Raw genomic sequence first — 26830 nt, 5'->3', positions numbered from 1 at the left:
GGTCGAGAAGTGTCAAACAGTGCAGTGATTTTGTATGCCCCATGCCCCACAGCCTACGTAAAATTACTCAGATTTATTTTCAGTCTTTTCAATTGTTTCAGGTTTGGTTGCAGAATCCTTTACTCTGCGGATAGGTACATTAGCAATCAAAGCTGTTGTACGTTGGTTACTTTCCAAAGAAAATTCCAAGCCATCAGGCTCAACTTCCACATAGCGGCAAACAATTTCTAGAATTTCTTGCCGCATTTTTTCTATCATTTGAGGGCTTAAGTCAGCTCTATCGTGAGCAATAACTAATTGCAGGCGACGTTTAACATCGTTACGACTGTTATCGTTACCGCGAGAAAAAAGTCGTTCTAAAAGTTCAAGAATCATTGCAGCTGTATGAGCGCATACTGAATTTGGTTAGATAATTTTTGTCCACAATAACCTTCGGAGGCGGGAGAATAGGCTGTCCTGGGACGAGTCAAAATCAAGAAAATCTACCGTTTCCCCTTCTAATCTACGAGCAATATTACTGTAAGCTGTGGCTGCTAAAGAAGGATTTTCTGATAGAACCAGAGGTTCGCCACGGTTAGTAGAAACAATTACCCGCTCGTCATCGGGAATTACCCCAATTAGGGGAACTGCTAGAAGTTCCTGAACATCTTGCACAGACATCATATCATTTAACCGAACCATTGCGGGTCTAATTCGGTTAATTATTAAGTGAATGCGCTTTACTCCTTGTGCTTCTAATAACCCTACCACCCGGTCAGCATCACGGACGGCTGCTATTTCAGGAGTTGTGACAATTAATGCTTCGTTTGCGGGGGCGATCGCATTTTTAAACCCCATTTCAATTCCGGCAGGACAGTCAATAATGATGTACTGGTATTTTTGCGCTAAAGCATTTACCAATAACTTCATTTGATCGGGGGTAACTGCTTCTTTGGTGCGATTCTGTGCGGCAGGTAGCAGTACTAAATTGGGTTGCCGCTTGTCTTTAACCAAGGCTTGTTCCAAACGACATTCTCTTGCCAAAACTTCCACCGCAGTGTAGACAATACGGTTTTCTAGTCCTAGCAACAAATCCAAATTTCGCAGACCGAAATCCGCATCAACTAACGCCACTTGGCGACCTATTTTGGCTAAAGCCATGCCCAGATTGGCTGTAGTGGTTGTTTTTCCGACTCCTCCTTTACCGGAGGTAATGACAACAATTCGAGTCATGATTACGAACGCGCTCGTGATGGCATTAAAAAATACAATTGTTTAATTAGTTTTCACCCAGAGGGTGTGGTTTATCAGTGTTCACCCAGAGGGTGCGGTTGATTATTAATCGCGCTTTTTTAGAATCTATTTATTCATAGGGCTGTTACGAATTGTTTTGACTAATGTTGATTCAACTTAGCTAATTGAACTCTAGAAAAATCATTTGCTTTGGTAATGCGGATTCCTTCTGCGGTCATATAGGCAACTTCCGCACAAATTTGTGTAGGCGATTTTTCTGGGGCCCTAGCCAAAGCGTCGGCAATTCGCAACTGGGTTGGTTCCATTTGTAAAGCCATAATTGTGCATTCGCTGTTACCTTGGGCACCTGCGTGAGCAACTCCCCGTAAGCGACCCCAAATTAGAATATCGCCATCTGCGACTACAATACCACCTGGATTTACATCTCCCAAGATAATTACACTACCTCTGTGGCGAATTTCGACACCGGAACGTACTGTAGTTTCTAGATAAAGTGCTTCTGCTGGAGGTAATGCAGCCGTTTTTGATTCAAAACTGAAAGCCGTTTTTGGCTGCAATTGTTCCACAGAATAACCAGAACCCGCAGCCGCGATCGCAGTTTGTCGGCGACTGGTACCTACAGATTTGAGATGCAAGGACATTTCGCTTAAAGTTTCGGCAATATCTTGCAGTTGTCTGCTATCAAGTAAGCGGTCGTGGGCTACTAAATGTACGTTGATTCGAGAGGTAAAGAAGCGTTGCTGTGCTATAAGTCGCAGCTTCATTTGCTGCCAAATTTCAGACCAGGTATACTCCGAGATGGAAGCTTCGGATACAATTGGTAAAATTAATTCCAATCGATCTTTGGCACTCCTGATTTCTACCTGTATTTTTTGATTTGCCGCAACTGCATTTTCTAGCAACGGAATATCAATGCTTATTCGATCGTTAAGCTCAACAGCAGAATTTTCTTCTACCTTTGTAACTTGTTGTTCAACAGCAGAGTTTTCTTCTACATTTGTAACCTGTTGTTCAACAGAATTTTCTTCTACGTTTGTAACCTGTTGTTCAACAGCAGAATTTTCTTCTACGTTTGTTTGATCGGATAATTTATCTTCGGTCTCATGAGAATTATCTTCAGTACTAACTCGATCAAAATGAAATGAGGAATTATCTTCATCACTGATTTGATCGTCAACTAACTTTGAAGAATTGACATTATTTATACTTGAAATAAAAGTAACTTCTGTCACGGTAGACTCCTCATCCGAACTAGTAATGGAATCTGTCTCGGCATCGTTAGAATTAAAATCTGGAATAGCTGAATCAGAAGTCATGTAACACCAGCCACGAATATCAAAGCTTTAACATCGAAAATTGTCATTAAAACGTTGAATTGTTAAACCTCATTTAAGATTTTTACTTAACCTTTCGTAAACAGTGAAAACAGCATCGCGATCGCCAACATTACCAGGAAATAGTACTACTGGCAAATTAGGAAACTGAGGGTGATTCTCTGGAGTTCTTACCATTGAAACACCAGCGAGAATTTGACCGAGCAAACGTGCTGCTCTCAAAGCAAGACCATTACTCAAAACATCGTTAGAAGTGATACCACCCTTACTGATTAAAAATCCGATATCAGAAGGTAAACCCCGGACAACATCCATTAACAAGTCTGAAACCTTAGCCCCAAATTGCAACCGCGTACTAACATCCTCAAAAGTTAATTCTTCACGGCTGGTATAAACTACTGGTGTATTTCCAGCTTCATGTGCCTCATGAACGTTTTTGAGTATATCGGTTAGCAGTGTAGCAGATTGATTCCCTTTATTAAGCAACCGCGCTACATCTACTTCTACTCCGACAATACCTTCAGCTTGCAACAGCGCTGCTAGCTGCTGGGTAGTTTTTTCTACATGAGAACCAACTATTATGGCTCCCGGTTTACCCGTCATGACATATTCAGCCATATTTTCTGGGGAAACTGGTTGAGGAGGTAGTGCAGCTAAAGCAGTTAAAATACTTGCAGCAGAACGGAATAAAAACCGTTTTCCCTGACTCGCTGCTGTTAATACATCTTTAGCAAACTGATTTAAATCGGCTTGTGTTTCACCATCTACCACACCACATTGATTTCCCCTGAGCTTTATTAACCGTTCCAGACTACCACCACGAATGTCATCAAGTAGAAATCGTTCTACGGTATCGGCTGCAATACGTCCTTCGGTTTTTTCTTCTACATATTTAGGTAAATAACTGTGATTGTAACTAAATACTGAATCGCGAGCGAACTCAGTTTCATGAACTGCAACTGGGACACCATCGATCGTTAAGTAATGTACGCTGTCGCGGGTAACACGTCCTCCTTCAAAAAATGCCGGTATGAGGAAATGAGCATCAAAAGGTCCGAGTTCTTCAGCAATAACATCAGTTTCAACCGGGTAATGTCCCCGCAAAGTTGAATCGCTACGACTAACTACCAGAAAATCCTCAATCTTTTCGGCTTCCAATGCCAACTTTAAATTATGACAAACCTCTTTAGTTACAGAAGCAGCTTTTTCTGGAGTTAACGCCCTAGTATTAGTTAAAATAAAAAAAATCGGGGAATCGTCTTGTAACCCCAAACGTAAAGTATCTACATCCCACTGCATTAAAAGCAGACAACCGTGGACAGTTTGAGAACCAGTAGGATCGTCATCTAGAACAATAATTTTTGGTTTATTAGTCATATTTTTGTCATATTAAAATCATTTGGGCGACTGTAATTTTCTAATTTGAGATTGAACATCAACAGCAATTTGCAATGATTGATTGAGAAGTTGAGCGTATTCGCCAGCTTCCGTACTAACTTGCAAAGCTTGTAGATTGGCTAAATTATTAACAAATAAATCTTGATTGTTCGCAAGTAACTTTTTATTATCCCGTAAAATTCGTTCCGTTTTCAAAGCGCGTACCAAATCTTCTCGAATTAGTTGCAACGCTGTAATAACTCGATCGCGATCGCTAATATTGTTTTGCGTATTTCCCGCTGTATCTAACTGGTCGTTAATATCGATCGCTTGAATAACTTCGTGATATTCATCAACTTCATCGAGAAGTTTTGTGAGCGATTTCGGACAACTTTTTCGCCGCCAAACTCCCCGTGCTAATACCACTGATACTGGTACTAAAGCTAACAACAATAATCCGATAGGAATTGAGGAACCGATGGTAGGTAGAATAATAAATGCATAAATAAAGCCGACAACAATAGGAGTTAACGCTAAGGCTGTAATTACTTCGTTCATGAAAAAACCAACTCGTTTTTCGCGGTTTTTCAGAATTGAAGGACGAAATACATCTTCTGGATCTACACCCGTTAAGCGTCTTAATTCACCTTTGCTAATTTCCAAGCCGAGTAAATCTGGCTGCACTTTAAGATATTCTCCTTTTGGTGGGGGTTATATATTTTAAGAATACCTGGCGAATTAATTCGCGGCTACACAAGCAAAACCCACCTGCGTGGGTTTAATGAAGGTTTCAAGTAGGTTGGGTTAAAGACGCACGAATAATACATATATTTATTCCAAGTGTAGAAGCGGCTTTAACCCAACATTAACGTTTTGGTTTTTACTGAGAGTTTTTTATTTATTATGCGGAGTAACCAAAGTTTCTGGCTTTTAAACGAAGATGAGTAAGTTTTCGTTAAAATAATATATGCATTTTTGATTTTATAAAGCTATTACAAAACTGAGAAAATTATGACAGCAGGGAATATTCAACAGCAAATATTAAACCATCTTGAAGCATTACCATCAGAACAGGTAAAAACTCTTCTTTCTAATTTTCTTACAAACTCATCTGGTAACTTAGAAGATTTTGAACAGCTACTTGCAAATCGACCGACTCAAGATATAAAAAAATCATTTGAATACGGTGAGATAGACGCAGGATTAAATTTTCAAGCTCTTACGGAAGCCCAAATGGTTCAACAAAGCCCGCACCTGGCGAATTAATTCGCGGCTACACAAGCAAAACCCACCTGCGCGGGTTTAATCAAATTTAAAGTATTAACTATAAAACTACAAAATACAGGTTGATTTTTTCATAAATTTACTAATTTGAAAACATAGAAAGTTGAGTTGCTGACTGATTAATCACGTAAGTAACTGGTTTTTGAGTTTTTTTAATTTTTCCTTCTTCTACAGCTTCATTTAACCAATCTTGCATTTGCGATAATCTCACGTTTAAGGTTTCTGCAAGAGTTTTTGCATCTAATGGTTGTTGTAAACGATCGAGAATTAAAGGTAAAACTGCTTCGTAAATTTCTTTTGAGGTGGATGAAATTTCTTTTGTTTCTGCTGATGGTTCAATTAAGGATGCTGTTGATTTCAAAAGTTGTTTCAAATCGTTCCAAGGTTCGGGTGGAAAAACTTTTGCTCCTTTATCGTGTAATTGTTGATTACCTTCGGATATAGTAGGGTGCATCTTAACAAAAACTGCTAGATGTAATTTGGAAATGGCTTCCACCGCACCAGCCCAAGTACCACCTTTACCCGCAGTTGCATCAACTACAACAGCATAATCTGCAAGAGCATAAATATATTTATTTCGTCCCATTGCATTCCCAACATTAAAACCAGCGTCTGGATCGTAACTAGAAATTAATGCAAGTCTACCTTCTTTGATACTTGAGCGATACTCTGCGTCTACAGATGCTTTAGTCAAACTATTAGCTAACACTCCTACAGACGTTCCTCCGGCTTGCAATACTCCTAACATCGCCGCTTTATCTACACCACGCGCTCCACCGGAAATGACCTGTATTCCTTCCACGGCGCTTTGTTGGGCGATTTTTTTTGTATATTCTAGTTTCTCTTCGTCAACGTCGCGAGAACCGACGATCGCCAATCCTCCCATTGATAATAGTTTGATATTACCAACTCCATACAAAACTGCTGGTGCTGAATGCTTTAGTGTTTGCTTGAGACATTTGGGATAATTTGTATCACCTCTTCCTAATATCCACAATCCTTGATTAGTCCATTTTTCCACAGCTAAACTTAGCATTGCACCGCGTTCGAGTAAAGCTGATATTCTAGTCAAATCAAGTTTTGTTTCGCCAATCTTTTGTAGTTGTTTTCCTGCTATTGGTTCGAGTAAATCTGCTGGACGCATTTGATTATTTCGCAACCAATTAGTTAAGGAATTATATTCACTAAGAGTCAAGGGTTGCGGTTCAATTTTGCGATTTTGTCCGAAGTTACTACATAATAATAAAATTGCTTGAGTATCTGGCGATAATACATGATTTAACATGATTTTTAATGGTTTTACCGTGCTTATTATCTTAAGTTAACAGTCTGCAAGAGGGAATAGGAAAACTATGTGAATGTGGAAAAAATACTTAGTAAATTTTCTGTTCCCTGTTCCCCGTTGCCTAACTTTTTTAATTCCCTTGACCTAGTGTATTCAGTGCTAATGCTACAGGAAAAACTAACCCGCTTTGATTGCGACGTAAAAGCGCGGCAATTACGGTAAAAGTCCAACGGGAATTAACCATATCATCAACTAAAAATACAGAACCATTCATACCTGACCAACTGTTAATTGCAAAAGCACCATCTAAGTTTTGAGCTTGTTGATAGCTGTTGCTCATTTCTTTTTGTAATTGAGTTTGACGAATTTTCTGCACAACTGGTACGAATGGTAAACCTAATTTGTCAGCCAACCTTTTAGCAAAATCCGGTACAAGTTGTTTCCGATTTAAAGAAGGTACGCAAGTTACCCAACTGGGATATGGTTGAGGTTGCCAACGTTGAATCATTTCACATACACCTTCTACAAGTGCATCATCAAAATAATCATCTTGATATTTCCCAGACTTTACTAAGTCTCCCCAACCTGCATCACCCCATAAAGATAAAGCCCTTCCCGATTCTGCTTTTAAGTTATCTTTAATTCTTCCAGAAAATTGATAATTTGGAAATGCTTGTGATGCCCAAGTTTTACGCGGTTCAATTATTTGATCGCTGCGGCGTAAAAATTGAATTGCTTTATTTACAAGTTCAAAAGAGCAATTTTCTGGTAGTAAAGCTTTACCCAAACAGTTAGCACATTTACCGCAAGCAGCCGGATTTGGGTCATCTAATTCTGTTGCGAGAAAAGACATTAAACATTCTTGAGTTTGCATATATTCTCGCATTCTATCTTGTTCTTGATAGCGGATTTTTGTGAGTTTTGTGATTTTATCGGTGTCGATTTGATAATTTATCGGCGTAGTATACCATTTTGAACCTTGTTTCGTTACAGGTGCGGGAGAGTCAAGGGATAGTAATTTCAAAACTTTATCAATTTGTCCTCTGGAAAGATTAAGCTGTTGCTCCAACTGAGGAATAGAATAGCCATCCTTAGCTTGATTGAGGGCATTTAAAACTTGCTGTGTATGAACTTCTGGAGGAAAAGCTGTATTAATAAAATAGTTGGTAATTTCATCATCTTCCTCACCGTTTAAAAGAATCCCGTAGGCTTTTTCTACCGCTCTTCCCGCTCTACCCACTTGTTGATAATAATGTACAACAGAACCCGGACGTTGATAATGAATTACAAATTCTAAATCTGGTTTATCAAAACCCATTCCTAAAGCAGTAGTTGCAACTAAAACTTTAATTTCGTTTTTTATAAGTTGCTCTTCTAATCCTTCACGAAGATCGCTTTCCAAATCGCTATGATATGAAGCAGCATTTATTCCTTGAGTTACCAACCAATCGGCAACACGTTGAGAATCTCTTACAGTTAAAGTGTAAATAATTCCGCTTCCATGTAAATTAGGCAGTTGTTCTGCTAACCATGCCATTCGGGCTGCGGGTGATGGTATCTTAATATTTTGCAGATGCAAACTTTGTCTGGTTAAAGCACCTCTTGAAACCTGTAATTGCGAACCCAATTGAGCAATAATATCATCCACAACTCGATTATTTGCCGTAGCAGTTGTCGCTAAAGCTGGAATATTTTGAGGAAGAGCTTGTAATACTCTGACAATTCGCTTGTAATCGGGACGAAAATCATGTCCCCAATCGGAAATACAGTGCGCTTCATCAACTACAAATAAACCGATTTTTTTGGATAACGGTAACAGTATTTTTTCTCTAAATTCATCATTAGCTAATCTTTCCGGAGAAATCAGCAAAATGTCTACTTCATCTGCAAGTAACTGTGTTTGTACAACTCCCCAATCATCAGTATTGCTAGAGTTAATCGTAACAGCTTTCACACCTATCCTTTCTGCTGCTGCAATTTGATTTCGCATCAAAGCTAATAACGGTGAAATCAAAAGCGTACAGCCAGCACCTTTATCTCGTAACAAACGAGTAGCTAAAAAATATACCAGACTTTTGCCCCAACCAGTACGTTGAACCACAAGCAAACGCGATCGCCTTAATAACTCCTCAATAGCTTCCCATTGTCCGCAGCGAAAGTCAGCTTTTGGGTTCTCAAGAGCCTGACGTAGAAGTAATAAAGCTTTATCTTCAATTTGCGATGTCATAGATGCTTAGTTTAAAAATGTTTTTTCTTTTTTAGCATTTAAAAAAAACAACTAAGCAAAAATATGTAAAAGATAGTATAAATATTTGCAATTATTCCCCGATCTGAATACCTGGTGATTTAATATCTCCTCCGGAGACGCAATACCTACGGTACGCTCCGCTAGGGGCTAACACGGCGAAGAATACCTGGCGATTGAAATCACGGCTACACAGGCGAAACCCACCTTCGTGGGTTCAATAAAGTTTAAAGTAATTCGTATTCTTCTTCACCCGTGTTAAATATAATTAGTAACTCGCAATTCGTAATTCGTAATTAATTATATTTTCTTGTAGGGTGCTGTGACACTTATAGAAATTATGAACGTAGTAATAAAGCTTGTAGTGTCACGCACCAACTACCTGAGATTAAGCATTTATAACAATTAAAGATAAATCCCACTCTTACCCATCATCCCTCTATAACCTCTTCCCTCCGCGCTCTCAGCGTCTCTGCGGTTTTTTATACTCAATCCCCTCAAACATTTCAGAATGTTGCAAAAACTGCACGCTTGAGAATTTGTAACAAATAATAGTGGTAACAGGACTTACGCAATTGTCACAAGAGCGAGGGAACGGTGCGTGACACATATTGCGTTAGAAATCAAGCAAAGTGTCACAGCACCCTACGACCAAAATATGCCAGTTGCGTAAGTCCTAGGTAAATCTGAATACTTTTAACTATCTATTAACAGTAGAGTACGGGAGATAAATTTATGACAGACGCTAATCAATCAACACCGATACAAACCTTTACTGCTAGCGAAGGGATTCTCAAGACTAACAATAGTAATGCTACTACAATTAACATCCGTTCGGGACCTTCGTTGAATCGTCAGGTGATTCACCAAGGAAAAAAGGGAGATAGGGTAAAAATTCTCGATCAAACCAAACCTTCTGGAGATACCTATGCTTGGTATAAAGTAAAATACGGTTCGGAAGCAGATGATATCGGCTGGGTACGTGAAGATGTGATCGAATTAACTTACACAAATCCTTCTCCTACTTCAACTCAATTACTTTTTGCAACTAACAGCAAGACAGTAAGAATTTATTCCGAAGAAAAGCAGATTTATATGAATGTTTACGACAACCGCGCTGAAAAAACAGAATTATACGCGGTTGAAGCTGCAAGATTACCAAAAGTTGATGCTGAAAGTAAGTTTAAAAGTTACGTTGCAATCAAAGATAATACTGCTTACTACGTCAGGTTTATTCCTTTCGGTGAAGTAGATTTTATTGTTAATAACGCCACTAACGGTAATATTATTCTCAAAGAAAAAGGTTTCCGTGCAAGCGGTAGTGAATATCAAAACAATTAACAATTATCAATGAACAATGAACAATTGGTAATTTATTCAATCACTGATGTAGAGACGTAGCAGTGCTACGTCTTTATCAATATTTTCATCATAAACGAAAATATTTCCTAGATAAAATTGGAAACATTCTGATAATTGATTAAGGATATAATCCTCTATCGTTCAAAGCTTGCGCTACTCTTCCTACTCCTAATACATAAGCTGCTAATCTCGGTGAAATTTTCCTTTCCTGAGATTGCTGCATAACTTTGCGATATGCTTGCACCATCAAGCTTTCCATTTCACCGTTAACTCTTTGTTCATCCCAAAATAAATAAGAAAGTCCCTGCACCCATTCCAAATAACTCACTACAACTCCACCAGCATTACTCAAAATATCTGGTAGTACTGTTACACCCCGCGCTTCTAAACTTTGGTTTGCTTCGAGTGTAACCGGACCATTTGCAGCTTCAGCGATTAGATTTGCTTGAACTTGATCGGCGTTTTCTTGGGTAATTTGATTTTCTAAGGCTGCGGGAATCAATACGTCGCAAGGTAATGTTAATAACTCTGCATTCGTAATTGGTTTCGCTTTCGGAAATCCCGAAATCTTTCGATTATTCTCCTTTGCGTAGGCTTGTAATTCTGGAATATCTAAACCATTCTCCGCGAAAATACCGCCGGAACCTGTGGATACAGCAATAATTTTTGCACCAGCTTGATGCAGCAATTCAGCCGCACCACCACCGACGTTTCCAAAACCTTGAATGGCAATTCTGGTTCCTGCTAAAGATTTACCTTTATCTGCTAAGGCTTCACGGACAATAATCATTACACCGCGTCCGGTTGCCATTTCTCTTCCTAACGAACCACCTATAGAAAGCGGTTTCCCGGTGACAACTCCGGGTACTGCATGACCGACATTTACCGAATAAGTATCCATCATCCAAGCCATCTCGCTGGCTGATGTCCCCATGTCTGGTGCGGGTATATCTACCGACGGCCCGATGTCTTTGATTAACTCGCTAATATAACGTCGAGAAATGCGTTCTAATTCATGGATGCTGTAACTTTTGGGATTTATCGCAATACCCCCTTTTGCACCACCGTAAGGAATACCCAACAACGCACATTTCCAAGTCATCAGCATTGCTAAGGCTGAAACTTCCCGCAGTGTAACGGCCGGATGGAAACGAATACCACCTTTATAAGGACCCAAAACGTCGCAGTGTTGGACTCGATGTCCAGCTAAAACCTGTATTTCACCGCTATCTCGTTTTACCGGGATGGAAACTGTAACTACCTTACGGGGATTACTGAGTATTTCTAATGTACCTTGTTCCAACTTTAATTCTTTTGCGGCTGCGTCTAAATAGCTACAAGCTTGGTCGAAAGGGCAAATATACGCAGGAGAAGGATTTTCTGGCAAAAGTGGGGATTTTTTATCCATAAAATGTAATGATTAAAATATTTTTCGTTATTTTCATAGATGTAGAGACGCGATATATCGCGTCTCTACATATTTACCGTAACTTGATTTTTGATAATTTCTGATATTTTTGTAAATTTCGTTACATTTTTTGTTTCATAATAGTTATTTAAGATAATTCTGGACAATCCAAAATCTATTGACGCGGAAGCGTCTTCTCGTAGAGTAATCCAAAATCCAAAATCCAAAATCGAATGACAACTACCAATCCTAAAACACTTCCTTTACCTCCTGGTAATTTTGGTTTACCTGTAATTGGTGAAACAATCAGCTTTTTTCGCGATGCCAATTTTACAGATAAGCGATATAAAAAATATGGCTCTATCTTTAAAACCAGTATTTTTTTTAGTCCTACGGTAATTATGGTTGGTTCGGAAGCTAACCTTTTTCTGTTTACGAATGACAATAAATATTTTTCTAATAAATGGCCTCCCAGTACTAAGATTTTATTAGGTTCTGCTTCCTTAGCTATACAAAATGGTGGAGAACATCAAAACCGACGCAGGATTTTATCGCAAGCTTTTCAACCAAGAGCGTTAGCGGAATATGCTTCTACAATGGAAGAAATTCTGCAAAGTTATTTACACAAATGGGAAAAAATGGGTACTTTGACTTGGTATCCAGAAATTAGAAAATATACCTTTGACGTTGCTTGTAAATTATTTGTAGGAACTGATGCAGCTAACAATAGCAATTTTGTAAAACTTTTTGAACAATGGGTCGGAGGTTTATTTAGTATTCCTCTTTCTTTACCTTGGACTAGTTTTGGTAAAGCATTACGCAGTCGTAAATTGTTACTTAAGCAGATTGAAGAAATAATATTGCAGCGTCAACAACAACCCGCTTCAAATAACGATGCTTTAGGAATGCTATTACAAGCTACAGATGATGATGGTAATAAGCTCGGTGTAGAAGAAATCAAAGACCAAATATTAACTTTATTATTTGCCGGACACGAAACATTAACATCGGCGATCGCTTCTATGTGTCTCTTACTAGCACAGCATCCCGAGGTTCTCGCAAAAGTACGTGAAGAACAACAGCAACTAGGATTTTCGCAACTAACTACAGAAAATCTCAAGCAAATGACTTATTTAGACCAAGTGATTAAAGAAGTCTTGCGTTTGGTTCCTCCGGTTGGTGGTGGTTTTCGAGAAGTAATTCAACCTTGTGAATTTAACGGTTACTTGATTCCTCAAGGTTGGTCTGTTTTATATCAAGTACCTAAAACGCATCAAGATAACAGTGTATATACTGAGCCGTCGGAATTCGACCCAGAGCGTTTTGCACCGTCTAGGGCTGAAGATAAATCAAAACCTTTTTCTCACATTCCATTTGGTGGTGGGATGCGCGAATGTATCGGGAAAGAGTTCGCGAAATTGGAAATGAAACTTTTTGCAGCGCTTTTAGTTCGGGGGTATGAATGGGAACTTTTACCTGGACAAGATTTAAGCATCATACCAGCGCCTACACCTTATCCCAAGGATAAGTTAAAAGTTAAATTTGTTCGGTTGAATTCGTAGATATTTGTTATGTAGCTTTTTTTGCAACTCCGATGGTAAACAAGCTACAAGATACTGATATATACAGAGCAGAACTTAACACCTAATCATTATGAGAATGATTAAATTCATAAGTATAGAAAAGCTTGCTCAATCTACGGAGATAATATCCTATTGTTGCGCTGGAAATTGCACCAACTAAAGCTAACCAAAATCCTGTACTCGGAGCCATTGCGAATATTGATGTATCTATTTGTTGGCTCGCAGCTTTTACTGCTACAGTACGCGCATCTAGAAAGAGTGCCAAAAACAGGCAAGCAATAGAAGTTGCGAAACTAAATTTGATGAAGCGATTAATATTTTTGAGAGCATTTTGGCAAACTATGCAATTTTTAGTGTGCGTATTCCACACATCAAAAAGTTTGCTTTTATCGTATTCTTTTGATGGTAAATTCGCATCGCATTCTGATGCCCAAGGTACGCTACCACCTGCTCTTTTTTCAAACCATTGGCGGAAAGTAACCACCATTTTATCTTGAGGATTGGGAGTATAAACTTTATCCAACCATTTATTTTGATGAGCTTGTGCAATAAATTTTTCTTGATAATGTAGAAAAACTGCATCTTGGTGCAGAAAAACAGATGATAAAATGTGACTCAACCAAACTGGCATCGGTAAACCAAAAAAGCCTAAACCTTTCGGAGATTCTCCTTTATCATTTTTTACAAACACCTGAGCAGCTATATGACGGCACCACCCTGGACGAGTAGGAACGGCATACAAAGCTAAAATAAGTTTGCATCCTTGTTTATCAACGGAACAGATCCGCATATGGCAAGGAGGCTGGAAATCATGAACTGCTTTTTCTATATCCTCGCTAGAAGTAGGTGCAATTTCAAAAGAGAACCCTTCTTGAGTAGATAACTTCCGCTCGCAAGGCATATCATAATATTTGGCATCTTCATATCGACTGCCCATGATGCCATGATGAGAAACAGGTACGTGTGCGGGATCTGAAACATTTTCCATAAAATAATCCCAGCCATAAGGAAGATCGCGAACGTACCAGGGAAGCTTAATGACTTTGTTGGAATTATCTTCTAGTTCGGGGACAATTCTAGGCGATCGCAATTGACTTTCTAGTTTAGCGGTTTCTCCCGACTCTCCCCATACCCACAACAATCCTTGGCGTACCTGAGTAGGATAAACTTTTGCACAGGATTTATTATTAGAACAATTTTTTGCTTCAGTTTCTTTATCTTTTGATTGAGGTATACTGACGCATTTACCTTCGGAATTAAAACGCCAAGCATGGTAAGCGCACAAAAGGGTTCCGTCAGACTCGACGCGACCTTCAGAAAGGGGAACAAGTCTGTGAGGACAAAAATCTTCAAAACAGTTCCATTTGCCGATGTTATCGCGCCATACAACAATATCTTTACCAAGTAACTGTATCGAATGGGGTTGAGACGAATCTAAAAAGTCAACTACGGCAACTGGATACCACTGCTTTGTCCACTGAAATGTTTCTTCTATTTGGTTTGATGTTGTTATTTCATCAGTAGTTTGTTTTAAATTACTGTCAATATTCACAGTTTCCCCTCTTATTTATTAAGTAATACCGTTTCTGTATAAAGATGCGCTTAATTCAGCCTACGCAGGTAGGCTTTGTAATATTAGCCCCAGCCTTCTAGGCTGCGGGTGTTTTGGCGCAGCCTCATACAGAATTGGTATAACATTTGTAAAATAACAAATACTTCTTAATTGATCTTATCTTTAAAAATATTAAAAAAAGGATTTACGCTTATTCCCTTAGATTGATTCTCGTATCAAATCTATTTAATGTACTGCTGCTCTGGTTGCTTCAGCATCAATTGGTTTGATCGTGTAAAGCCTTACCATATGTCCCATGATGGAAAGGAACGATGGTACCTTTTGCAACAATTTAACAATTTTAGGGCGATCGCTCTTATCAATTTCCGCTAAGCGCAAATTACTGTCGGAACATTCTTCTAATCTCCGGAAAAATTCTGGATGTTGGGTATTCAGAATTACTGGAAATGCTCGTGCGGATGTTTTATTGGTTTCTTCAATAACTCTGTTGTTGTATTCGCGAGCGTCTATACCAAGAGATTGGTAAAAGTTGACTCGTTCAAATACCGTTAGGGTATGAGTTACGAATACTGTGAGCAAAAAGAAACGCACCCATAAACGCGCTTTCCAATTGTTGAAAAGTGACGGTTGCGATCGCAACAGCGCTTTGAAAAAATCTCCGTGTCTGTTCTCGTCTTGACACCAACTTTCAAAGTAGCGAAATAGTGGATAAAATTGGTTTTCTGGATATAATTCCAAATGGCGAAACATAATAATGTAGCGCCAATAACCAATTTTCTCAGATAGGTAAACCGTGTAAATAATCCATTCCGGGGGAAAGAAGGTATATGCACGGCTCTTGGTTAAATGACCTAAATCTAAAGAAAGATTGAAATCCGCCATTGCTTTATTTAAAAATCCTGCATGACGTGCTTCATCCCGTGCCATACAGTTAAAAGCATCCGCTAACATAGGATTGCGCTTTTTTAATTTGCGCGATAGCTCTTTGAATAGCAAAAATCCTGAAAACTCAGAAGTACAGCTTCTTTCCAAGAAATCAATAAAAGCTTCGCGCTTTTCACCTTCAATACTATCCCAAACCTGCTTAAACTCCTCATCGCGCACGAAGTGATGACGATTGTAATCGGCTTTCAACTCGTCTACAATCGCCCCCAACTCCTTCTCATGCGCCGAAATATCCATCAATGCCACAGCGTCAAAGTCAGTCGTGTAAAACCGGGGGGTCAGCAGCGTTTCCTGTACCGGCGCTTTTACACCTTCTTTGAACAATGGCTGCGGGCTTGGAAGAGACTTTACCATAAGGATTCTTTAATTTATCCACTTTCAGCTATATAACCATTAATAGAAGAATATTTCCTCTTTAGCCAAAATATTTAAATTGATTTACAAAAACCAATCTTTAACTAGGTTTACTTGCTTCAAACTCGCCTAATTGTTATTAAGAATAATTACTATGTAATAGTTTTTCTGCATAATACTATCTATACTTACAATTTTGTTCGTCTATTATGTGTTATCACTTAAAGAAAACTCAACAGGTGTGTTTTTTTTGACTGCAAAAATATACCAAGTAAGTCCTAAGACAGATGCTCTGTAAAAAGAAGAGATGTATTATTAGAAACTTATGCCATTATTAAGATAAGATTAATTTAAGTTTAACAAAATATTATTCGAGGTTGAACATGGAAAATTCCGACAGAGTAGACAAAGAGAACTTACTTTATCCTCGCAGTCGCTATTATGGCGAATTCAAACCAGAAAACTTGGTATTCAATGCTAATTTGCAAGAATTTGCTCATAAAGTAGGCTATATCGTTAATTTGCAAACTTCAGGGAAATTAACTTCTGAAGATGCATATAGGCAAATTCAGGGACTCTGGAAGAATTTGAAACACAGTAAGAAAGAACTCGGAATCAACGATGAACCTCCAGCACAAAGTTAAAGCTGACCGATACCTTACAGTGAGCTTCACTTAACGCGCTTGTTGCTGAAATAAAGAATGTAGCTCAAAACCCTATAACTCGGCTAATAACTCAAACTCCTTTGGATTTAGCGAAACTATTACGTCTTCCGAATCTATACGGATAATCCAGCGCTTACTAACAATATCATCTGAAAACATTTCTCTTGCGTAGATAAAACCAGTTTTTCCTGCTATATGCGAGGGATGCAGGATAACAACTTTATCTCCTATGTGAATGCCTTGCAAATTATCCAACTTCGCCCCCCTGTATAAAATCTACACCTAAAATTTATTAATTTTATTAGCAAAATCATTAATACACGCAAAAGAATATGTATCATTTAACTTTTGTTTAACTTGAAGTTTATATTAGCGTTTTTCAAGCATTTAAGACAAATATTATGCATATTGATTACTTATAAACAGCATGATATTAAATCTGGATATGTGAAGAAATGTTTAGAGCTATATCGCGATACAAAAAATAAAACCTCCAGCAAGTATTGTAGAAGTCGTGTTAATTTTGTAATTGTAGTTCCCGATAAGCTCGTTTCAACCTTAATTCATTGCTTTTGATCGGAAAACAGACAAAAGCTAAGCAAAGTTGTTTATATAATTAAACTGCGTAAATCCTGTAGAAGATAGCGTTTCATCAATGCAGGATTAAGAATGAGTAACAATCTAGCGATAAAACTTCGTTCCGGAACCCAGCATTCTCATGCTGCTACGGAGAATATCGGTTTTATGAAATGTTTCGTCAAAGGAGTTGTCGATAGAAATTGCTTTGCGAAATTTTTGGGTAATTTATACTTTGTGTACGGGGAATTAGAATCAGCACTCGAAAGTCATAAAAATCATCCTTGTATTAGCGTCCTTTATTTTCCCGAACTCAATCGTAAAGCTAATTTACACGAAGATTTAGAGTTTTACTATGGTTCAGATTGGCTTAGTCAAATTAAACCATCAGTCGCTACTGAGAATTATGTTTCTCGCATTCGGGAGCTATCAGAAAAACAACCAGAATTATTAATCGGACACGCTTACACTCGCTACATGGGAGATTTGTCGGGAGGACAAATGTTGCAAAGAGTAGTTCAATCAACCTTGAAATTAACAGGTTATCAAGGTACATCTTTTTATAACTTCGAGCAAATCCCTGACAAAAAAGTATTCAAAGACAAATATCGCGAAGCACTCGATAAAGTACCAGTTGACGATACAACAGCCGACAAAATAGTTGTAGAAGCTAATAATTCATTCCAATTTAATATGCAAATGGCGAAAGAATTGGAAGCCATTTTAATCCAATCTATTGGTGAAGAAAAGTTTCGTAAGTTAATCAATAACGAAACCGCTACAGCTAATTGAGATGAGAGGGGTAATGGGTAATGGGTAATAGGTAATAGGTAATAGGGTGATGGGAAAAAATCCAATTACCAATTCCCAATTCTTAACTTTCAATCCAAAATCCAAAATCCAAAATCCAAAATCTAAAATCTAAAATCCAAAATCCAAAATCTAAAATCCTAATTCGATGATATTCCAATTTCCCGGCGTTAAATTTGACTTAGATATCATTCAAAAATACGACACTCCGACACCGAGATACACTAGCTATCCTCCAGCTACAGAGTTGAATGAAGCGTTCACGGCTAAGGATTTTGAGTCGGCTATTTCTACCTCAAATCACCGAAAAACTCCGCTCAGTTTGTATTTTCATATCCCTTTTTGTGAAAGTGCTTGCTATTACTGCGGTTGTAATACTGTGATTTCGCATAAAAAAGAGATTGCGATTCCTTATGTAGAACATTTAATTAAGGAAATTCAGCAAACAGCGAGCTTAATTGATTCCGATCGCAAAGTGGTGCAGATGCATTGGGGAGGAGGAACCCCTAATTACCTGAACATTCACCAGGTAAAACAGCTTTGGGGAAATATCAATCAGTACTTTAATCTTGATGTTTCTTCTGAAGTTTCGATTGAAATTCATCCTACCTATGTAGATCGAGACTATATTTTATTTTTGCGAGATATTGGGTTTAATCGGATCAGTTTTGGGATTCAGGATTTTAATTATCAAGTACAGGTAGCAGTAAATCGCGTTCAACCCGAAGAAATGCTGTTTAATGTCATGGGCTGGATTCGAGAAGCTGGATTTACAAGTGTGAATGTAGACTTAATTTACGGTTTACCTTATCAAACTTTGCACGGTTTTTGGAAGACGATTAAAAAGACTATTCAATTAGACCCCGATCGCATTGCTGTATTTAACTTTGCTTACGTACCGTGGCTGAAACCATTGCAGAAAAAGTTACCAATAGATGCACTTCCCACACCTCAAGAAAAACTAGAAATTTTCAAATTGACAATTGAGGAATTGACTGCAAATCAGTATCAATTTATTGGGATGGATCACTTTGCTAAAGCTGATGATGAGTTAGCGATCGCGCAAAGTAATGGTAGTTTAGGACGCACTTTCCAAGGTTACACAACCCACGCGGAAACAGAGTTATTTGGTTTTGGTTCGACATCAGTAAGTTTGCTCAGGGATGCTTACGCTCAAAATCATAAAAAACTCAAAGATTATTATCAAGCAGTGGAAGCGGGAGTATTACCAATAAGTAAAGGGTTTAAATTAAGTGATGATGACATTATTAGAAGAGATGTAATTATGTCTATCATGTCTAGCGGAATTTTGCGTTTTTCAGATATTGAATCAAAGCATCAAATTAATTTTAATCAGTACTTTTCCCAGGAATTAACAGCATTAAAATTATTAGAAACCGATGGATTAGTTGACTTATCCATAAATCAAATCAACGTTACAGAAATAGGTAGATTGTTGGTGAGAAATATTGCGGTTATTTTTGATTCTCGTAAAACTACGCAAAAAAATAAATTCTCCCGCGCAATTTAAAAGTTAGCAGTTACTGAAAAACAAGAAACCCGCTTTGTTTGAGAAAGCAGGTTTCTAATTATCTATTATTTAACTACTATTCGATTGCATAATTTTTGATGGGTTGTAGAGATTTCCGCACTGCTACGTCTCCCAAACTATACTGAAAAAACGAACCAGTCAAAACTTTTGAAATGAACTACTTACTACTCAACCACATAAGTTATGAGGGGTGTCCGGTAGTGCGAGCGTCTCGCTCGCTGGTTGGTTTTAGCCCGCTGCTGGTTGGTGGTAACGAGCGACCAAGATGGTCGCACTACGAATGTTTTACCCCGCAAAATTAATGTGGTGGAGTACTAGTAATTGACCACATAAGTTATGAGGGGTTAACGTAGTGCGTTCACGAAGTGTGCGCGAAGCGCAAGCGTCCCGCTCGCTCGTTACCATCAGGGAGCGATACGCTAGTCAACCACATAAGTTATGAGGCTTTGCGTAAGTTCTATACTAATTTATAAACACATCACTAACAAAATTCCCATGCAATCCATAGGGAATATGATGTTTGAGATGCAACCTTGCGATCGCTCCTTTATTCAAATCTTTGGCATCTAAAATTACCAAATCAGAACGGTGGTGAGTTGAATCGTAAACCAAACCTAATAACCAGCCATCATCTTCATCACCGTGACGAGTACGCGACACAAAATTCGGTTCGCTAGCGTAACCATGAGGTGCAGCACTCCAAAGTTGCTTTTCACCAGTTGCTAAATCAACCTTTTCAAATGCTTGCAATGGTGCATTACCGCGATCGGCATGAGTCGCACCCATGTATAAATAACGATGTTCGCGTCCGACTTTCTCTGGATGTACGCTGGGAAATTCACAGCAACGACTTTCAATTAATTCTCGTCGTACCGTATTATTTTCAAGGTTAAGATGAAATCGCCATAATTGACCGGGTGTTAAAGATTCAAAATCAGTATCTCGGAAATCGCTTTCTGGTTCAACTTCCGGTAAATTTTCGTAACAAATAGAATCAATAACTATTTCGTTATCTTTTTCAAAAGCGTTAGTGTGATGGAAAACAAAACCCGATTGAGTTTCCAGAATTTGCACTTTCTTCTGACTTCCCCCCTTCTCAATAGAAGATCTTCGAGGAATGAGAAGAACCTTAGTCGGTTGATTCGGCTGAAATTTAATACATTCCGCAGCACCACGCATTCCTAAAGCAAAAGGAATGGGATTAAAAGCAACGGGATTTTGAAAGAAGATGCAGTAATTAGGAGTAATCGCAAAATCGTGGATAAAAGCAAAACCCGGAACGCTATGAGCATCCTTGCGGACAATTTTACCCGCAGTATCTAATTCAAAAATAGTAATAGTTGTAGATAACCCCGGCTTAATAGAAAAATTTACCAGGCAAGGTTCACCATTATCTTGTTCGCAACTAGGGTCAAAACGTGGATGTGCTGCAAAAGCTTCACCTTCCGATAAAACACTATTAAAATTTTCTTTACCTAGAGTTTCTAATGTTCGTGGGTCAAGTTTATGAGGGTCTGCTGCTTCCCATAATGCCAACAGTTTACCACCCCAATAAATAACATTAGTATTAGCAATATTTTTCAGATTAAAATCGAAAGCATTCGCCAACCAACCGCCAGGTTTTTGAGTTCCAAATACGCCACGATAAAGAATTTTACCGGCTTTTTTTTCTTCGATATAAGCTTTAGTCCGAACAAAACGATTGCTATAATGAGCGCGTCCGTTAGTAAAAGTAAACCGGCTAATCATTCCATCACCATCAAAAGGATGATGAATCCGATGTCCTTGAATATCTAGTAAACCCGGACCATTTTTAAACAGCGTACCTTTTAACTCTGGCGGAATTTCTCCTTCAATATCATCAATCCAATAATCATATTCTTCGGTTATAGATTGATATCCTTCCCGCCAACTTTCGCGAGAATAGGATTTTTCTGTAATTAAATCTCGTTCGTCAATTTTAAAGTTTTGCATTTCTAATAAATAAATAGGGCATTGGGCATTGAGAATAAAGAGTGAGGAGTTAGCACTCAGAAATTACGAATTTTAATTTAATATTTAATTATTATTCTCCTTATCCCCTTGTCTCCCCAATTATCAATCAACAACTTCTTCCGCTGGCTGTTGCAAAATTAATTCTGACATTAAACTTGGGAAAACTTTTTCCTTGCTGTCTTTTAAAGCTGGTTGCGACACTTTTGGAGTTTCTTCTCTCTCTGGTAGCCAATTAATAAACGGTAGCGGTAACAAAGTACTGAGATTGGTAATTGTAACTAATAACCACAAGTTGTCAAAGTTGGTTTCGTTAACTCCTAAATAATGCATTAGGACTGCACCCATCTCATGAGAAACTAATCCCGCTAAGTTAGTTACCGACATTAATAATGCAAATAAAGTCGCTTCTACACCTGGAGGACAAATTCTTGCAGCCAATACCAAAACCGGCATATAGGCGATTTGTCCCATTACCGTCAAAATTAAACTATCACCTAAACTAAACCAGTGGTCATCTATTCCTAAAGCCCGGTTAGCATGAGTTACTAATAACAGCGATGTTAATCCTAAAACTGCTGAGATTACCGTACTCCAACCAAAAATGACTCGAAACGGAACGCTTTTGAGAAAACGTTGGAAAATCCAAATCCCGACTAGAGCCGCAATACTCGTTACTAACCGCACCCTTCCCAAAAATTCTGGTTGAAAATGTAGCTCGTTAGTAGTGAAGAAAAAGAATGCCGATTCCGAACTCGGTGTAGCCAACCAGATGAAGAGAAAAGCAGCAGGTAGCCAAATCACTTTTTGAGTTATAGCTTGACGCAGTAACTTTACTTGCTGTTTAACATCCTCGAAATTGCTGTTTTTATTGTCTACGGGAGATTCGGCAATTAACCAAGCAACTCCAGAGACAATCAACGGGAATGTAGCGGTAATTAAAAATACAGTGCGCGTAGTAAAATGTTCTAGTAAAAAACCGCTGAAGTAAGCAGTTATTAAACCTCCAAATGCCGACGCACCCCAGCAAATCGACTGTAGAGAACCCGCTTCTGCTTGCGATTCTGCTCTAGCTCTTTCTACTACTAGCGAATCAACTATTACATCGCTCACCGCAACCGAAAGCGAACTTAACAAAATAGCAGTTGTCGCAGCCCAGCTACTATGAACTACAGTCCCCATAGCTACCCAGGCTATTGCTCCGAGTATCCCCGATAAAATTAAATAAGGTCGTCGTCGATAACCAAATATGGGGAAACCATCGGAAAAGAAGCCAAATAAAGGCTTAATAATCCAAGGTAGAACGATAATACCAAATAATGCAGAAACCTCAGCAGGACTTAACCCAAGTTCATCTTTGAGAAAAAAGCTCACCGCTAAACGCGACAGTCCCAAAATACCTTGGACGAAATAAACCGTAAGAATTGCGAACAACTCTGCTGTCGGTTCGTTACCGAAAAGAATTTTTTCTTTGATTAAGTGTTTGACCTTAGACCAGCCAGAGGAGGATACCAACATTGGTAAATTTTTTTTAAGTTTTCTCTACTTTTATTATGATAACTAGTAACAATACTCGCGACCCTCTCTGGGATGGAATGTCAAGAGAAATTAATGCTTTTTATCTGTAATTAGATGGATTTTAAGATATATAACTAGTTTTTTAAACGTAGATATTCCAGGTATTGGTGTAAATGGTCTAGGTAAACGTAATGCTGGAATTTTTATTTACGATCAATTCTTTTTAAAGTCACTTCCATTACCCAAAACTACAACCGCATTTTGTCCCCCAAAGCCAAAACTAAAACACATTGCTCGCTTAATATCACTTTGACGCGCTTCCCTAACTAAATTCAAATCAAATTCTGATTCCTGTAATCCCACACAAGGCGGTAAAATTTGATGCTGTAAACTCATCAAAGTAAAAGCTACTCCTAAAGCACCAGAAGCTCCAACGGTATGACCAGTGCTTCCCTTAGTAGAACTAGCCGCCACGCCTTGAGAAAAGATTTTTTGTATAACTAGACTCTCCATACGGTCATTCATCTGTGTAGCCGTACCGTGAGCGTGAATATAATCAATATCTTTCGCAGAAATATCGGCGCGGTGTAAACATTGTTTTACCGCAGAAATAGCGCCTTTTGCTTGAGGATCTGGTTGGTTAGAATGATAAGCGTCCGCAGTCAATCCAAAGCTACATATTTCGCCGTATATCTTCGCTCCACGCCGACTTGCTGATTCTGCCGATTCCAAAACGAATACCGCCGCACCTTCACCTAAAACCAAACCTTCCCGATTGACATCAAAAGGATAAGCACCAGTTTTTGCTAAAGCGCCCATTTTATCAAAACCAGTTATTGTCAAAGGTGTAACTGGAGCTTCCACAGCACCCGCAACAACTTGATCGCAATGACCAGATTTAATTAAGTTAAAACCTTGAAAAAGCGCCCAAATACCAGTAGCACAAGCTGCCATTGGCGCGAGTACAGTTCCAGTTGCACCAATGATTTGCGCTGCTGCGATCGCGTTCATGTGAGGGAGCGAGGAAAGGAAGGGAGGGGGGGATGGTAAGCCACTGCGTTGGGCGGGTTCCCCGACTTGTAGCAAGTGGCGCAACCCGTAGGGGGGGATGGGGGGATAGGGAGAAGTAGAAAAATTAAAATTCTCCTTGTCTTCATACATCCACCTTGCCATCTTTTCCAATTCCGCTTGATAGCCGCGACTCGAACCAATTACAACTCCGCAATCGGGTAAAGGCGCAACTAATAAAGCATCTTGCAAAGCAGAAGTCACAGCTTGTTGAGTCAGACTTTTTACCTCTGCTGGGCGATCGCCAATTAAACCCAAAGGAAGCGATCGCAATTCTGAAAACGGTTGGTATAGATGAATCCCAGATTCGCCAGCAATCAAATGCCGCCAACTATCTTCCAGGTTATTACCCAAAGCAGAAATCAAACCAATACCAGTAACTACAACCCGATTCAATTTTAGATTTTGGATTTTGGATTTTGGATTTAAGAGTTAAGAATTAGGAGTGAGGAGTTAGGAGTTAGGAGTTAGGAGTGAGGAGTTAGGAGTTAGGAGTTAGGAGTTAAGAATAAATTAATTATTCCCTCCATCCCCTTGTCTCCCCATCCCCTTTTCCCCTAGTCCCTCATTTCCGTATCAAAACTACTCGGCGTTTTTCAAGTTCTCGGCACCTTTGGTAACTTTGGCGCTCTCGATTTTGTCACCTTGTTTAATTTTATTTACTACATCCATGCCGTCGGTGACGTTACCAAATACTGCATAGTTACCGTCTAGGAAAGCTAGGTCTGCTAGAGCAAAATAAAACTGCGAAGAAGCAGAGTTGGGGGATTGCGATCGCGCCATTGCTAAGGCACCTGCTTTATGTTGCAATACTGGTGGCTTGCTAATATTTGCCATCTCAAGTGTTTTACCATAAATAGGCTCATCAGCGCCTTGTGGCTTGATTTCTAGAGGTATAGTACGTTCTTTACCACTTTTATCTACATACCCACCAGTTCCGTTACCTTTGGGATCGCCTCCCTGAGCTACAAAAGGTTGAGGATCTTTTACTACTCTATGGAAAATCAAGCCATCGTATACGCCTTTTTGGACTAAATCCACAAAGTTCCCGGCGCTAATTGGAGCATCAGTTCCATCTACTTCGATAGTGATTGGTGAACTATTAACGGTCATCACTACAGTAGCGTTGCCTTCAAGTCTTGGTAAATCGTTCATTCCTGGGACAGCCTCGTTCTTTACTTCAGATGCAAGAGTTGCTTGTGCGGTTGTGTCGTTGTTTGCTTCCGTGACTGTATCTGGAGAAGTAGTGGTAGAAGCTACCTCCTGACCAGAACAACCATTCAACATCAAAGCACCGACAACCAAAAGAGTAACCAAAAAATACTTAGGAGCTTTCAACAGCATTTCCATTACAAAACTCAACCCAAGTATCTTAGCCTACTAAATTTTGGATTTTAGATTATGTCCTTCGGACACACTTCGTGAATGGATTTTAGATTGAGCATGAGAAATAGTTGGGAGTTAATGAATTTTGGATTTTGGATTAATAGTTAGGAGTTAGGAGTTAGGACTTTAGAACACCGGAGTTATTAATCAGTGTCATCAGTGCCATCCATTTAATCCGTGTTCGGAGTTATTGAATTTTTGACCTTTGACCTTTAACCTTTGACCTATGCCCATATTAAAGTCCTTCCAGCGGTACTCCTAAAAACTTCGCTAACTGAGCGCCTTGAGTTTCTAATTCTTTTAAGGACAAGGGTTGACCAACTCTTGTTAAAGGAATATCTCGGCGACCTTTTACCCGTAAATAAAGGGCGCGACGGGGGTTAATTCCTTCTTTGATGTCTACTCGTACCGATTGCGCGTCTTGAGTGGGAAAGTCAATTTCAATTCGGCGGTTTTTACCCGGAAATCCCCAACGGAAGATTTTTATTTGTCCTGTCTCCCGATTAAATTCATTGTATCCGCCTCCTAAGTCCCATAGAATTACCAGCCACAGATATGAAGACAAAAGCAAACCCGCGATACCGTATAACCCCATAACTAAACCTTGAGGGAAGAATATCAATTGAGTTGCATCTGTGACTAAAAGTAAATTTTTTTGAAAATAACTTGACAAACCGGCTAGCAAGAAGCCTGTAGCTCCCAAAAAAACGATTGTTGCCCACCAGTAATTACTAAATCTGCGAGAGCCCAGAACCTTCTGTGTTAGGACATTACTGCCTTGAGGAATAGTTGTTGATGCCGTCATGTAATTATTTTGGAGGTTTAGAGGTTATAAGATCCCTATTTAAAGTCTGCCACTGTAACGGTCACTATTTCCATTTCTTTTTCTTTAGATTTTCTCATAAATTAAGTTTTAAATTAAGTTTTCTGAGTTTTCTGAGAAAAGTTGTGTCAAATTGTAAAAATTCTGATATTGATTGTATGTGGCTCTTTTGCATTTAATACTTTATTTATAAGTATAAATTAGGCACAAAGCTTGACTAATGTGATAAGTTAAAAATTATTAAGCAATCATACTCTGTTAACACAGTCACTGATTGAGGTTTGGCACAAAGAATGAGAAATAGCTACTCATTGAGTGGTATTTTCTCATAAAATGGACAGTATTAAAACTGTTGAGAGTGTCTAGATAAAAAAAGTTGTTTCCTCGGAAACGTTGCAATTTTAGTAAAAGAGGATTGTCCAAATGACTATCGCAGTTGGACGCGCCCCCAGTAGTA

23 protein-coding genes are annotated in these 26830 nt (G+C 38.8%); 7 read left to right on the top strand and 16 right to left on the bottom strand.

Going from position 1 to position 26830, the window contains the following annotated elements:
• Nucleotides 1–63 precede the first annotated feature (63 nt).
• The 5 genes from minE to VB797_RS05145 form a co-directional block, all read right to left on the bottom strand.
• The gene (minE, locus tag VB797_RS05165) at nucleotides 64–375 is read right to left on the bottom strand and encodes a cell division topological specificity factor MinE (RefSeq protein ID WP_323236581.1); all 312 of its coding nucleotides are present in this window, start codon (nucleotides 373–375) and stop codon (nucleotides 64–66) included.
• Between the two features lie 30 nt (nucleotides 376–405).
• A complete protein-coding gene (gene minD / locus VB797_RS05160) occupies nucleotides 406–1212 on the bottom strand; it encodes a septum site-determining protein MinD (RefSeq protein WP_323236580.1) in 807 nt (268 codons plus the stop codon).
• A 161-nt stretch (nucleotides 1213–1373) separates the two neighbouring features.
• Complete coding sequence (gene minC / locus VB797_RS05155; protein ID WP_323236579.1) at nucleotides 1374–2549, bottom strand: septum site-determining protein MinC; 1176 nt, start codon at nucleotides 2547–2549, stop codon at nucleotides 1374–1376.
• A gap of 69 nt (nucleotides 2550–2618) precedes the next feature.
• The gene (locus VB797_RS05150; RefSeq protein WP_323236578.1) at nucleotides 2619–3944 is read right to left on the bottom strand and encodes a four-carbon acid sugar kinase family protein; all 1326 of its coding nucleotides are present in this window, start codon (nucleotides 3942–3944) and stop codon (nucleotides 2619–2621) included.
• A gap of 18 nt (nucleotides 3945–3962) precedes the next feature.
• Nucleotides 3963–4628: a hypothetical protein gene (locus VB797_RS05145; RefSeq protein WP_323236577.1), complete on the bottom strand. Its 666-nt coding sequence runs from the start codon at nucleotides 4626–4628 to the stop codon at nucleotides 3963–3965.
• 327 nt (nucleotides 4629–4955) lie between these two features.
• Between VB797_RS05145 and VB797_RS05140 the strand changes: the two genes are divergently transcribed.
• Complete coding sequence (locus VB797_RS05140) at nucleotides 4956–5210, top strand: hypothetical protein (protein ID WP_323236576.1); 255 nt, start codon at nucleotides 4956–4958, stop codon at nucleotides 5208–5210.
• Between the two features lie 100 nt (nucleotides 5211–5310).
• On the opposite strand, the gene VB797_RS05135 is transcribed toward VB797_RS05140, so the two are convergent.
• Together VB797_RS05135 and VB797_RS05130 are read right to left on the bottom strand one after the other, a co-directional pair.
• Nucleotides 5311–6513 carry a DNA-processing protein DprA gene (locus tag VB797_RS05135; protein WP_323236575.1) on the bottom strand — a complete coding sequence of 401 codons (1203 nt, stop codon included), beginning with the start codon at nucleotides 6511–6513 and terminating at the stop codon, nucleotides 5311–5313.
• 130 nt (nucleotides 6514–6643) lie between these two features.
• The gene (locus VB797_RS05130) at nucleotides 6644–8740 is read right to left on the bottom strand and encodes an ATP-dependent DNA helicase RecQ (protein WP_323236574.1); all 2097 of its coding nucleotides are present in this window, start codon (nucleotides 8738–8740) and stop codon (nucleotides 6644–6646) included.
• A 753-nt stretch (nucleotides 8741–9493) separates the two neighbouring features.
• On the opposite strand from VB797_RS05130, the gene VB797_RS05125 reads away from it, so the two are divergent.
• Entirely contained in the window at nucleotides 9494–10099 is a 606-nt protein-coding gene (locus VB797_RS05125) for an SH3 domain-containing protein (protein ID WP_323236573.1), read from the top strand.
• A gap of 139 nt (nucleotides 10100–10238) precedes the next feature.
• On the opposite strand, the gene VB797_RS05120 is transcribed toward VB797_RS05125, so the two are convergent.
• The gene (locus VB797_RS05120; protein WP_323236572.1) at nucleotides 10239–11528 is read right to left on the bottom strand and encodes a Glu/Leu/Phe/Val dehydrogenase; all 1290 of its coding nucleotides are present in this window, start codon (nucleotides 11526–11528) and stop codon (nucleotides 10239–10241) included.
• A gap of 233 nt (nucleotides 11529–11761) precedes the next feature.
• Between VB797_RS05120 and VB797_RS05115 the strand changes: the two genes are divergently transcribed.
• On the top strand, nucleotides 11762–13090 hold the full coding sequence (locus VB797_RS05115; RefSeq protein WP_323236571.1) for a cytochrome P450: 1329 nt from the start codon (nucleotides 11762–11764) through the stop codon (nucleotides 13088–13090).
• 82 nt (nucleotides 13091–13172) lie between these two features.
• On the opposite strand, the gene VB797_RS05110 is transcribed toward VB797_RS05115, so the two are convergent.
• On the bottom strand, nucleotides 13173–14663 hold the full coding sequence (locus VB797_RS05110; protein WP_323236570.1) for a Rieske 2Fe-2S domain-containing protein: 1491 nt from the start codon (nucleotides 14661–14663) through the stop codon (nucleotides 13173–13175).
• A gap of 246 nt (nucleotides 14664–14909) precedes the next feature.
• Nucleotides 14910–15983 (bottom strand): magnesium-protoporphyrin IX monomethyl ester (oxidative) cyclase, encoded by a 1074-nt coding sequence (gene acsF / locus VB797_RS05105; RefSeq protein ID WP_323236569.1) that lies wholly within the window; start codon nucleotides 15981–15983, stop codon nucleotides 14910–14912.
• Between the two features lie 383 nt (nucleotides 15984–16366).
• Here acsF and VB797_RS05100 point away from each other — a divergent pair, with 383 nt between their 5' ends.
• Nucleotides 16367–16627 (top strand): hypothetical protein, encoded by a 261-nt coding sequence (locus VB797_RS05100; protein WP_323236568.1) that lies wholly within the window; start codon nucleotides 16367–16369, stop codon nucleotides 16625–16627.
• Nucleotides 16628–16699: 72 nt separating this feature from the next.
• On the opposite strand, the gene VB797_RS05095 is transcribed toward VB797_RS05100, so the two are convergent.
• Nucleotides 16700–16903 (bottom strand): hypothetical protein, encoded by a 204-nt coding sequence (locus VB797_RS05095; protein ID WP_323236567.1) that lies wholly within the window; start codon nucleotides 16901–16903, stop codon nucleotides 16700–16702.
• Between the two features lie 414 nt (nucleotides 16904–17317).
• Between VB797_RS05095 and VB797_RS05090 the strand changes: the two genes are divergently transcribed.
• The 3 genes from VB797_RS05090 to VB797_RS05080 all read left to right on the top strand — a co-directional run bounded on the left by VB797_RS05090 (nucleotide 17318) and on the right by VB797_RS05080 (nucleotide 19888).
• Complete coding sequence (locus VB797_RS05090) at nucleotides 17318–18016, top strand: heme oxygenase (biliverdin-producing) (RefSeq protein ID WP_323236566.1); 699 nt, start codon at nucleotides 17318–17320, stop codon at nucleotides 18014–18016.
• A 166-nt stretch (nucleotides 18017–18182) separates the two neighbouring features.
• Nucleotides 18183–19565, top strand: a complete 1383-nt coding sequence (gene hemN / locus VB797_RS05085; RefSeq protein WP_323236565.1) for an oxygen-independent coproporphyrinogen III oxidase — start codon at nucleotides 18183–18185, stop codon at nucleotides 19563–19565.
• Nucleotides 19566–19738: 173 nt separating this feature from the next.
• A complete protein-coding gene (locus VB797_RS05080; protein WP_323236564.1) occupies nucleotides 19739–19888 on the top strand; it encodes a hypothetical protein in 150 nt (49 codons plus the stop codon).
• Nucleotides 19889–20048: 160 nt separating this feature from the next.
• Here the strand turns inward: VB797_RS05080 and VB797_RS05075 are convergent, their stop codons facing one another.
• The 5 genes from VB797_RS05075 to VB797_RS05055 form a co-directional block, all read right to left on the bottom strand.
• Nucleotides 20049–21560 carry a carotenoid oxygenase family protein gene (locus tag VB797_RS05075; RefSeq protein ID WP_323236563.1) on the bottom strand — a complete coding sequence of 504 codons (1512 nt, stop codon included), beginning with the start codon at nucleotides 21558–21560 and terminating at the stop codon, nucleotides 20049–20051.
• 123 nt (nucleotides 21561–21683) lie between these two features.
• Nucleotides 21684–23096, bottom strand: a complete 1413-nt coding sequence (locus VB797_RS05070; RefSeq protein ID WP_323236562.1) for a folate/biopterin family MFS transporter — start codon at nucleotides 23094–23096, stop codon at nucleotides 21684–21686.
• A 213-nt stretch (nucleotides 23097–23309) separates the two neighbouring features.
• Nucleotides 23310–24560, bottom strand: a complete 1251-nt coding sequence (locus VB797_RS05065; RefSeq protein WP_323236561.1) for a beta-ketoacyl-ACP synthase — start codon at nucleotides 24558–24560, stop codon at nucleotides 23310–23312.
• A 186-nt stretch (nucleotides 24561–24746) separates the two neighbouring features.
• Entirely contained in the window at nucleotides 24747–25508 is a 762-nt protein-coding gene (locus VB797_RS05060; RefSeq protein WP_323236560.1) for a peptidylprolyl isomerase, read from the bottom strand.
• A 277-nt stretch (nucleotides 25509–25785) separates the two neighbouring features.
• Nucleotides 25786–26355 (bottom strand): photosystem I assembly protein Ycf4, encoded by a 570-nt coding sequence (locus VB797_RS05055; protein WP_323236559.1) that lies wholly within the window; start codon nucleotides 26353–26355, stop codon nucleotides 25786–25788.
• Nucleotides 26356–26830 lie beyond the last annotated feature (475 nt).

It is taken from the genome of Rivularia sp. UHCC 0363, from assembly GCF_034931125.1.
Lineage (GTDB): Bacteria > Cyanobacteriota > Cyanobacteriia > Cyanobacteriales > Nostocaceae > Rivularia.
Note: the sequence above shows the minus strand (reverse complement) of the source record. Positions and strands in the feature narration are given on the sequence as shown.

Bases quoted from the DNA above. Each gene is read 5' to 3' on its own strand.
- VB797_RS05060 (WP_323236560.1), bottom strand. From the start codon at position 25,508: ATGCTGTTGAAAGCTCCTAAGTATTTTTTGGTTACTCTTTTGGTTGTC.
- VB797_RS05100 (WP_323236568.1), top strand. From the start codon at position 16,367: ATGGAAAATTCCGACAGAGTAGACAAAGAGAACTTACTTTATCCTCGC.
- VB797_RS05080 (WP_323236564.1), top strand. From the start codon at position 19,739: ATGAACTACTTACTACTCAACCACATAAGTTATGAGGGGTGTCCGGTA.
- VB797_RS05070 (WP_323236562.1), bottom strand. From the start codon at position 23,096: ATGTTGGTATCCTCCTCTGGCTGGTCTAAGGTCAAACACTTAATCAAA.
- VB797_RS05055 (WP_323236559.1), bottom strand. From the start codon at position 26,355: ATGACGGCATCAACAACTATTCCTCAAGGCAGTAATGTCCTAACACAG.
- minC (WP_323236579.1), bottom strand. From the start codon at position 2,549: ATGACTTCTGATTCAGCTATTCCAGATTTTAATTCTAACGATGCCGAG.
- VB797_RS05140 (WP_323236576.1), top strand. From the start codon at position 4,956: ATGACAGCAGGGAATATTCAACAGCAAATATTAAACCATCTTGAAGCA.
- hemN (WP_323236565.1), top strand. From the start codon at position 18,183: ATGATATTCCAATTTCCCGGCGTTAAATTTGACTTAGATATCATTCAA.
- minE (WP_323236581.1), bottom strand. From the start codon at position 375: ATGATTCTTGAACTTTTAGAACGACTTTTTTCTCGCGGTAACGATAAC.
- VB797_RS05150 (WP_323236578.1), bottom strand. From the start codon at position 3,944: ATGACTAATAAACCAAAAATTATTGTTCTAGATGACGATCCTACTGGT.
- VB797_RS05115 (WP_323236571.1), top strand. From the start codon at position 11,762: ATGACAACTACCAATCCTAAAACACTTCCTTTACCTCCTGGTAATTTT.
- acsF (WP_323236569.1), bottom strand. From the start codon at position 15,983: ATGGTAAAGTCTCTTCCAAGCCCGCAGCCATTGTTCAAAGAAGGTGTA.
- VB797_RS05135 (WP_323236575.1), bottom strand. From the start codon at position 6,513: ATGTTAAATCATGTATTATCGCCAGATACTCAAGCAATTTTATTATTA.
- minD (WP_323236580.1), bottom strand. From the start codon at position 1,212: ATGACTCGAATTGTTGTCATTACCTCCGGTAAAGGAGGAGTCGGAAAA.
- VB797_RS05075 (WP_323236563.1), bottom strand. From the start codon at position 21,560: ATGCAAAACTTTAAAATTGACGAACGAGATTTAATTACAGAAAAATCC.
- VB797_RS05125 (WP_323236573.1), top strand. From the start codon at position 9,494: ATGACAGACGCTAATCAATCAACACCGATACAAACCTTTACTGCTAGC.
- VB797_RS05090 (WP_323236566.1), top strand. From the start codon at position 17,318: ATGAGTAACAATCTAGCGATAAAACTTCGTTCCGGAACCCAGCATTCT.
- VB797_RS05120 (WP_323236572.1), bottom strand. From the start codon at position 11,528: ATGGATAAAAAATCCCCACTTTTGCCAGAAAATCCTTCTCCTGCGTAT.
- VB797_RS05130 (WP_323236574.1), bottom strand. From the start codon at position 8,740: ATGACATCGCAAATTGAAGATAAAGCTTTATTACTTCTACGTCAGGCT.